The sequence below is a fragment of the Gilliamella sp. Imp1-1 genome (assembly GCF_001690415.1).
In the GTDB taxonomy this organism is placed as follows: domain Bacteria; phylum Pseudomonadota; class Gammaproteobacteria; order Enterobacterales; family Orbaceae; genus Gilliamella; species Gilliamella bombi.
Genome location: NZ_LZHK01000036.1, coordinates 49,306 through 57,766, shown reverse-complemented (window position 1 = coordinate 57,766; position 8,461 = coordinate 49,306). Strand labels below are relative to the sequence as shown.

Genomic DNA, 8,461 nt, shown 5'->3' with positions numbered 1-8,461 from the left:
AAAAAATGGTTAAAAGCATCACCTTTGATAATGGAACCGAATTTAATTATCATCATGCTATTGAGCATTATTTAAACACCACCGTGTACTTTGCGGAGCCTTATAAAAGCTGGCAAAGAGGCACAAATGAAAACACCAATGGCTTAATACGTCAGTTTATACCTAAGTCAGCGGCCATTTCATTAGTTGACGACAAACAGATAAAGAAAATACAATATCTGTTGAACACACGCCTAAGAAAACGGCATAAGTTTAAAAGCCCTGCCGATTTTTATTCTAAGGAGTTAAGAAGAATTGCACTTCATGGTGTAATCTAGGAATTTCTGAAGAGATGTCTAAACAACGTATTGAGATGACTGATACCGAAGTATTTGCTGAATTACAACGAGTGTATGCTGATTTTAATAATGATCTTAATGATTTTATCGAAAAAATAAAACCACTTACCGAACTCACCGATGCTTTATATAACTTACGCCAAAATGGTGAAACCCGAAATGCATTAGCTCAAATTAAAGCCGATCAAGAATGGGACGAAGAAAAAATAGCTCAATTAAATCAACAAATAAAAAACAAAAATAAAGAATTAGATGATATTCAGATAGAAATTACAAAGCGTCACGAGCAACGCTCTGAATCAATCGATGTTGAAAAATTAAAAGAGTTGCTAAATTTAACTTCAGAACAGCATACATTACGTCAAGCAGATATGGTTGAATCGGCATTAAAATTTGTGAATCAAGGTAAAGAGCGTTTTGGTGCAATTCGTAATCATCTTGAAAAAATGGTTAAACAGATTGAAGGACTTAGTGACAATAATGGCAATATGATACAAATTTATGCCATTATGAACGAAGCGACCAAAAAAGTAGAGAAAGTCCATCGTGAACGTAGACAAGAGCTTGAGAGTAAAGATGTTGGTGATAATTTGTTAGAGTCAATGAAGCTTGATGAAACACGCCGTAATTTGGATGAACACATTGATACTGTATCCACAGCAACTGTCGATACTATGCAAACCTATGGTGAATTAACAACTGAAGCTATTAAAATTCGTAATATGCAAGCAGCAACCAAAAAACAAGTTGAAAGTGCAAGAGCAATGCATTCAAGAGGCATCGCATCGGTTGCTTCACAACTCAGTGTTGTTGTAACAGCAGTTAACTCAGCTGCAATTAATGAAGCACAATCAATGGCCGGTAATACTTTAGCCGAAATGACTCGAGTAACAAATGACATTGCTAAAAATGAAGCTATTCGAATTGCAACTGGTCGTGATGAAATTAATAATGATTTAGAAGCAATGCTACAAAATTTAGCGGAATTTGGTGATACCCAAAAAGAAGCGACGGAAATCACCCGTGCGGCACTAGAAACAATGCGAGCAAATTTGGAAGAAATTGAAAAAATGTCCAAAGATGTTCAAAGTGATACACGAGAATTTATTGCGGTGACAGGTGATGTTTTATCAGAAAAATCTGAAACCAAAAAAGATAGCTCACATACTACTTCACCCTTTAAACTATAACAAAGGAATGCACAATGTATTTAGTTAGAGGGCGTGAATATTTAGCGCAATACCCTAATTTTACTTTAGTAGGAAGAGAACATGATTTAGAGAGAATATCGTCTATTCTCATACGAAAATCATCAAATTCTCTTTTGTTGACAGGTCCCGCAGGTGTAGGTGTTTCAATGCTTACCCTTGGTTTACAAGCGGCTAAAAATAATCCAGATACGCCATTTGATTTGATTGTAAAAAAATTATTTTGGTTAAATTGTGATGCTCTTTTTTCTAGCGGTGATAGTACTAAAATAAATAATGAGTTTCAAAGTATTTTAAAAAAGCTAATGCAAACTCCTGAGTCAGTGCTGATTATTACTGATACGGCTAATTTTTTAGAAGCAGCACATAATACAGGTAATGCTCATTTTATTAATGCTCTAAATAACGCCGATAAATCAAATAATTTTCAAGTTATCCTCGAAGTTCGTGATGATAAACTTAGTAGTGTGCTAAAGGCTAGCACGAATATGCCTGAACTTTACACACTTTACGATGTCAAAAAACCTACTGGGGATAATTTAAATTCTATTGTTACTACTGTTGCAAAGGAGTTATCTGCATACCACAAAATTGAAGTGGATAAAGATGCTATTGATGAAGCGATACATTTAACCTGTAAATATCGTGATAGTTTAGGTTTAGGTGGGGTACAGCCTCAACGTGCTATTTCATTACTTGATCGTGCACTTGCTAGTTATCGTCAACTTACACATAAACAGCATCCAAAAATTGCTGAGTTAATGGGTAAGATCGAAAAAAGTAGCTGTGAAACAGAACAATATGATTTGCGACAGCAACTTGAACAATGGCAGTAAGATTGGCTGAATTTAAAGTCTGAAATTAGCAAAACATATCAATATCAACGTGATGCTGAAACGTTACGCTTCAAACTGCAAGATGAAATTACCCAGTTACAAGAAGAAGAGGACAACAATAATAAAGATTCAGAATCAGTTGCTATAAAAACATTTGCACAGTTAACAGCTGGAGGATTTGACTCACCAGCAGTTGCTAAATTAAAGGAAAAAAATTCGACAAATTGATGCAGAAATTGCACAAAATAATGAACAGCACCAAAAATTGGTGATGCTAGCCAATAAGGATTTGCGACTAAGTCGCCAAGAAGTGATCGCCGAATTTAGTAAAGTTTCAGGTATATCAGCAAACAAATTAGATGAGAATGAAGTTGAAAACTTGATTAATTTGGATGCAAATTTATTATCGCGAATCTTTGGCCAAGATAACATTGTAAAACATGTAGCCAATTCGGTGAAGGTTGCTAAAGTTGACACGCTTGAAGAATCAGGCCCTGCAATGTCTTACCTATTTTTAGGTCCATCTGGTGTAGGTAAAACTGAAATGGCCAAAGCTTTAGCGGAATATGTTTACGGTGACGAAAAATCGTTGGTTCGTTTTGATATGTCAGAATATATGGAAAAACATGCTGTTGCTAAATTAATTGGTGCACCTCCAGGATATGAGGGATTTGAAGCAGGTGGAATTTTAACAAACTCAGTTAGAAAAAAACCAGTTGGAATCTATTTATTTGATGAGATTGAAAAAGCACATCCTGATGTCTTTAATAACTTTTTACAGATCTTATCGGACGGACGATTAACCGATAATGTAGGTCGAACTGTCGATTTTTCTGATATTATGATTATTATGACCTCAAATATTGGACAATCTTACTATTTGGATCCTAATCTTTCTGACGAAGCTGCATGTGAATTAGCGACAAATGAACTGAATAATACTTATCGTTCAGAACTATTTAATCGTTTTAATGGACGAGAAAATATTCTTCATTTTAAACGCCTACCAATGGAAGTTATTGAACGGATTATTCGTCGAGAAATTGACAAATTAAATCAATCATATAGTCATCGTGGCTACACTATCGAAATAAAAGATTCTTGTATCAGTACATTCTGTCACGATCATTATGATATCATTCGTGGTGCCAGAGGATTGCCGGGTTATATAAAAACCAATGTTAGACCATTTATTGTTAATCATATTTTGCAGAATCCTCATGATCAAGGAGTGTTTAAAGCAATTTATAACCAGCAGACACATAGTTTTGATATGGAATTTTATAAAAATTAAAGGAAGATAAGATAGAGTTAGTTTTCTGTAACCTTTATTAAGTAAAGTAATTGGTTTCGGACGTTATTTAAATTTGGATAAAATATATCAATCAATAAAACGTTCGAAACCTAACAGTATAAAAAGTATTTTTATTTGAAACATTAAACAGAAAGATGTTGATAAAGAGTTATTACACCAACAAAAATAAGTACTAACCCGCCCAAAAGCTCAGCCTGTTTACCAATTAAACAGCCAATTTTATTACCCAATAATAATCCAATAGTAACCATTGTACAGGTAGCGAGTCCAATCATTGATGCAGCAAAAAAGATATTAACACTTGCTAATGCTAAGCCAACACCAACGGCAAATGCATCTATACTAGTTGAAATTGCTGTAAAAATTAACGTTAGTAAAGATTTTTTTGATGATGTTAATTCATCTTCTTGGCAATTTCCATCTGACTGTTTCTGGCTGTTATATATCATATTAATGCCTAAAAATAGCATGACAGCAAACACAACCCAGTGATCCCATTGTTCAATATATTGCAACGAAATATAACCAACTAACCAGCCAAGTAATGGGGTAATAGTCTCAACAACACCGAATAGAATACCAATTTTTAATGCGCCTAAAATTGGTGTTGATTTAAGTGAAATCCCACGACAAACGGCGACAGCAAAGGCGTCGGTTGACATTGCTAGTGCTAATAATAAAATAGCCCAAAAATTCATGACATATACTCTTGCTTATAATTATTAAAAATTTATTACTATTATAATAATGGGTGATGATTTATTTATTTATTTGTTACTGAAAATAGATAATTTGCTATTTTTTTATCACCTTTGTTTTTATAAAGTTCAGCTGTTTTTATAACGTTGTCTCGACGATTAGCATCATATTGAAAAAGTTGCTTAAACATTAAGTCAGCTGTTCTTTTATCATTATTTTGGATTGCACAATAACCATATTGTTCATAAGCATCAGCTTTCCAACGATGACGATCGAACTCAATACTCTGTTCAAATTGTTTTTTTGCTTCTTGATAACGATCTCGACCACATAAAAAAGAACCATAATGGATATGATATAATCCATTACCCGGTTGCATTAGAGTAATACGTTTGTAAATCATCTCGGCTTCGTTGTATTCACCAACATGTTGATCAAACATTGCCATGGCTAACATAACTTGGGGATTATTTGGAGAGTATTGTGCAGCTAATTTTAGATTATAATGTGCTACTTTGATATTTTCTTCTGACTCATTTGCTTTAGCAAGATATCCTAATCCAAGTCGCATCCTAGCCAAAGCGGCTTTTTCTGGATCAAATTCATTGTTGTTTTTCATTTGGCAACCTGCGAGTACTATCATCAAAAAATAGCTAGATATAACTAACAACTTCTTCATCTATCTTTCCTTTTTATAAAGATTTATCCTTATGCTGTTTGTTTAACAAGGTTCTGCTTTTTATAAAGAGTCCTTTTAGTGCGGTCAACAACTTCACCAGCTAGCTGGCCACATGCAGCATCGATATCATCCCCCCGTGTTTTACGAACTATTACGGTAAATCCATATCCCATTAATGTTTTCATGAAGCGATCAATTCGTGTATTTGAACATCTTGAATAAGGCGCACCAGGGAACGGATTCCAAGGAATTAAATTAATTTTGCTAGGTACATTTTTTAGGAATTGAGCAAGCTCATGAGCATGTTCAACGCCATCGTTAATTTGATTAAGTAATACATATTCAATAGTTACTTTTCCGTGATTTGCGTTTGAAGACGAAAGATAACGCAGAATTGAATCACGTAGCATAGACATATTGTATTTTAGGTTAATTGGCATAATTTCACTACGAATTGTATCATTAGGTGCATGAAGTGATATCGCTAGCGCCACATCAATCATACCGGCTAGCTTATCTAAAGCGGGAACAACTCCTGATGTCGATAGTGTTACACGCCTTTTTGATAAACCATAGCCAAAATCATCTAACATAATTTCCATAGCTGGTGCAACATTAGATAAATTAAGTAGCGGTTCACCCATACCCATCATAACTACATTAGTAATGGGCCTATCTGCTAATTTTCCGGTGACACCAATTGCATTTGATGCACGCCATACTTGGCCAATAATTTCAGAAACGGTTAAATTACGATTAAATCCTTGTTGGGCAGTAGAACAAAATTTACACTCTAATGCGCAACCAACTTGAGATGAAACACATAATGTTGCACGATCACGTTCAGGAATATAAACAGACTCAATCAGTTGGTTATTACCAACATCAAGTGCCCATTTTATTGTGCCATCAGAAGAACGCTGTTCTATGGCAATCTTCGGAGCTTTAATTTCTGCTAAAGTCTTTAGTTGTTCACGTAGTTTTTTATTGATATCGGTCATTTGATCAAAATTATCTACACCAAAATGATAGATCCATTTCATTACTTGATCAGCTCGAAACGGTTTTTCACCAAGTGATATAAAAAACTCTCTTAATTGTTGGCGTGTGAAGTTTAGTAAATTTATTCTTTCGTTTATGGAATTAGTTGTATTAAGATTCATTGTATTGGCAGCGTCTAAACAATTTCCAGACGTATTAGATGTAGATGTTGTTAACATAAGGCCTCGTTTTTACACATTATGGCTATTTCATTTTTTAGGAAAAGGATTATACTGTTTTTAACTTAATCTGGCTATATAGAATATTGGCAATGCTTGAAAGATGAAAAAATCAACGATGTTAAAAAAAATAGGTGGTTTAACTTTAAACTTATCTTTACTTCTATTTCCTACTTTTACCATGGCACAACAGATCACATTAAATAAACTGATTGGACAGTTTGACGAAAAAAAAGATAATGGTTTTATTGCGTTAGACTCAACTATACTACCTGTTAATAAAAAAGGGATGTATCTACAAAAAGAGCCAACCGAACAACTTATAAAAGCCTACAATGATTTTAAAAAAGTTCATCCAGATGTTCCTTTTATCATAGTAAGTGCAACGCGGAATTACACTTACCAAAACGGTATTTGGCAGCGGAAATGGGATGCTTTATCAGCTAAAATAAATGATCCAGAAAAAATTGCTGAAGAAATTCTAAAATTTTCGTCAATGCCTGGCACATCAAGGCATCATTGGGGAACAGATATTGATATTACCAGCGTTTCATCAAAATATTTTAAGTATGATAAAAAAGGCATCATTTTATACAAATGGCTTCAAAAAAATCTGCCTAAATATGGATTTTGCCAAGCTTTTAATGAAGGACGCAAAGGAGGATATCAACCTGAAGAATGGCACTGGTCATATAAACCTATTGCTAGCCAATATATTGACCAATACAAAAATATATTGGAAAGTGATCCAGAAGTTATTATGAGATCTTTAAGTTTTATAGGGCGCGATAAAATCAAGCTGGAAAGCCTAGTTAAAGAGTATGTATTAACGGTGAATGCTGATTGTTATTAATATATTTTTATTATTAATGTTTTCTCCAATAAGGCAAACATATTGTTACAATAAGGCCTCCACCATCACGATTAGTTGCTTGGATAGTACCGTTATGCATAATGACGGTCTTTCTGGCAATTGCTAGTCCTAGACCATAACCTTTACCTAATTGTGGAGACTGAATACGGACAAATGGTTCAAAAATACTTGATAACTTATTTTCTTCAACACCAGGACCTCGATCTTTAACTTCAATTTGTAAATACTTACCTGTTTCTTTTAATGAAACTTCTACGGCTTGCTCAGCTTTTGAAAAGCGAATAGCATTTCGGATAATGTTTTCAATAGCACGACGTATTTGTTCTGAATTACCTTTAACAATTGGATGAGTAATAGATGATAAAGTAAAATGTACTTCAATTAACTGGTGATTAGCTTCATAATTAGCATCATTGATTACTACACTTATTAAGTCTTTTAAATCAAAATATTCATCAGTGCGATTATTCATTTCAGCACGAGAATAATTTAGAATTTCGCCAATTAACTGATCTAAACGTTCTGACTCTAACTCTATTCTAGCTAAAGATGTATCAATATTTTGTTTATTTTGTTGAGCAAGTCCAATTGCTAGTTGCAATCGAGCAAGCGGAGTTCTAAGTTCATGAGAAACATCATGAAGGAGAGACTGACGATCAGAAAGTAATATATTAAGTTGCTCAACCATCATATCAAAATCTTTACCTAATTCGCTAAGTTCGTCACGCCTAGGTTTTAGTTTATTGAATAATCTGACAGAAAGATCTCCCTGAGATACCTTGAAAAAACCTTGCCTTAATAACCTCATCGGTCTAGTTAAATTCCATGCTAGAAAGAGGCTAAAAACAAGTCCAACACATATACCCATTAATACGATGGGCAAGGGCATGTTGAACAATGCCTTTTTAACATGATCCTCTTTATCCTCTTTAAATGAAACAGAATAAAGAGTTCCGTCAGGAGCGACGGTCATGCGTTGATAAGCATATGTAGGTGTTTCTAATTCATCGGTTAAAATATTAACTTGATCATTCAATGGAGAAACTAATTTTATTGACAGTAACGTTCTTTCTCGCTCAGGTAAATGTGCTATGAAATTAAGCGTTTCATCTTCACCAGCTACATGTAATAACTGGGCAATCATATCGACTTTCGTGGGCATATGATTGAGAAATCTTTGATTTTTATTTTCTACATAAATAGAAAACGCAATCCAAGTCAATTGGAAGGTAAGATAAAAGATTACCCCAAACGTGATAAGTATTTTCCAGAATAATCGATGATTCATGTCA

9 protein-coding genes are annotated in these 8,461 nt (G+C 34.0%); 5 read left to right on the top strand and 4 right to left on the bottom strand.

The genetic code is table 11. The annotated features are described in order from the left end of the window. The 4 genes from A9G38_RS03375 to A9G38_RS03360 form a co-directional block, all read left to right on the top strand. On the top strand, positions 1-317 hold a 317-nt coding region (locus tag A9G38_RS03375; protein ID WP_141671714.1), incomplete at its 5' end, for an IS30 family transposase. 14 nt (positions 318-331) lie between these two features. Further along, positions 332-1,528 (top strand): hypothetical protein, encoded by a 1,197-nt coding sequence (locus A9G38_RS03370; protein WP_034910874.1) that lies wholly within the window; start codon positions 332-334, stop codon positions 1,526-1,528. A gap of 14 nt (positions 1,529-1,542) precedes the next feature. Continuing rightward, a complete protein-coding gene (locus A9G38_RS03365) occupies positions 1,543-2,382 on the top strand; it encodes an nSTAND1 domain-containing NTPase (protein ID WP_034910869.1) in 840 nt (279 codons plus the stop codon). Between the two features lie 271 nt (positions 2,383-2,653). Continuing rightward, complete coding sequence (locus tag A9G38_RS03360; RefSeq protein ID WP_051634181.1) at positions 2,654-3,676, top strand: AAA family ATPase; 1,023 nt, start codon at positions 2,654-2,656, stop codon at positions 3,674-3,676. A 143-nt stretch (positions 3,677-3,819) separates the two neighbouring features. Here the strand turns inward: A9G38_RS03360 and A9G38_RS03355 are convergent, their stop codons facing one another. From A9G38_RS03355 to A9G38_RS03345, 3 genes are all read right to left on the bottom strand, one after another. Then, the gene (locus tag A9G38_RS03355; protein ID WP_034910864.1) at positions 3,820-4,395 is read right to left on the bottom strand and encodes a manganese efflux pump MntP; all 576 of its coding nucleotides are present in this window, start codon (positions 4,393-4,395) and stop codon (positions 3,820-3,822) included. 65 nt (positions 4,396-4,460) lie between these two features. Beyond that, a complete protein-coding gene (locus A9G38_RS03350) occupies positions 4,461-5,075 on the bottom strand; it encodes a hypothetical protein (protein WP_034910860.1) in 615 nt (204 codons plus the stop codon). Positions 5,076-5,104: 29 nt separating this feature from the next. Next, a complete protein-coding gene (locus tag A9G38_RS03345) occupies positions 5,105-6,238 on the bottom strand; it encodes a bifunctional tRNA (adenosine(37)-C2)-methyltransferase TrmG/ribosomal RNA large subunit methyltransferase RlmN (RefSeq protein WP_034910857.1) in 1,134 nt (377 codons plus the stop codon). A 175-nt stretch (positions 6,239-6,413) separates the two neighbouring features. On the opposite strand from A9G38_RS03345, the gene A9G38_RS03340 reads away from it, so the two are divergent. After that, positions 6,414-7,148 carry a M15 family metallopeptidase gene (locus tag A9G38_RS03340; RefSeq protein ID WP_162162643.1) on the top strand — a complete coding sequence of 245 codons (735 nt, stop codon included), beginning with the start codon at positions 6,414-6,416 and terminating at the stop codon, positions 7,146-7,148. A 13-nt stretch (positions 7,149-7,161) separates the two neighbouring features. Here the strand turns inward: A9G38_RS03340 and A9G38_RS03335 are convergent, their stop codons facing one another. Next, a complete protein-coding gene (locus A9G38_RS03335) occupies positions 7,162-8,457 on the bottom strand; it encodes an ATP-binding protein (protein WP_034910851.1) in 1,296 nt (431 codons plus the stop codon). Between the last annotated feature and the right edge of the window lie 4 nt (positions 8,458-8,461).

Coding starts and splice junctions, on each gene's coding strand:
- A9G38_RS03370 (WP_034910874.1), top strand. CDS start 332: ATGTCTAAACAACGTATTGAGATGACTGATACCGAAGTATTTGCTGAA.
- A9G38_RS03360 (WP_051634181.1), top strand. CDS start 2,654: ATGCTAGCCAATAAGGATTTGCGACTAAGTCGCCAAGAAGTGATCGCC.
- A9G38_RS03355 (WP_034910864.1), bottom strand. CDS start 4,395: ATGAATTTTTGGGCTATTTTATTATTAGCACTAGCAATGTCAACCGAC.
- A9G38_RS03335 (WP_034910851.1), bottom strand. CDS start 8,457: ATGAATCATCGATTATTCTGGAAAATACTTATCACGTTTGGGGTAATC.
- A9G38_RS03365 (WP_034910869.1), top strand. CDS start 1,543: ATGTATTTAGTTAGAGGGCGTGAATATTTAGCGCAATACCCTAATTTT.
- A9G38_RS03350 (WP_034910860.1), bottom strand. CDS start 5,075: ATGAAGAAGTTGTTAGTTATATCTAGCTATTTTTTGATGATAGTACTC.
- A9G38_RS03345 (WP_034910857.1), bottom strand. CDS start 6,238: ATGAATCTTAATACAACTAATTCCATAAACGAAAGAATAAATTTACTA.
- A9G38_RS03340 (WP_162162643.1), top strand. CDS start 6,414: ATGTTAAAAAAAATAGGTGGTTTAACTTTAAACTTATCTTTACTTCTA.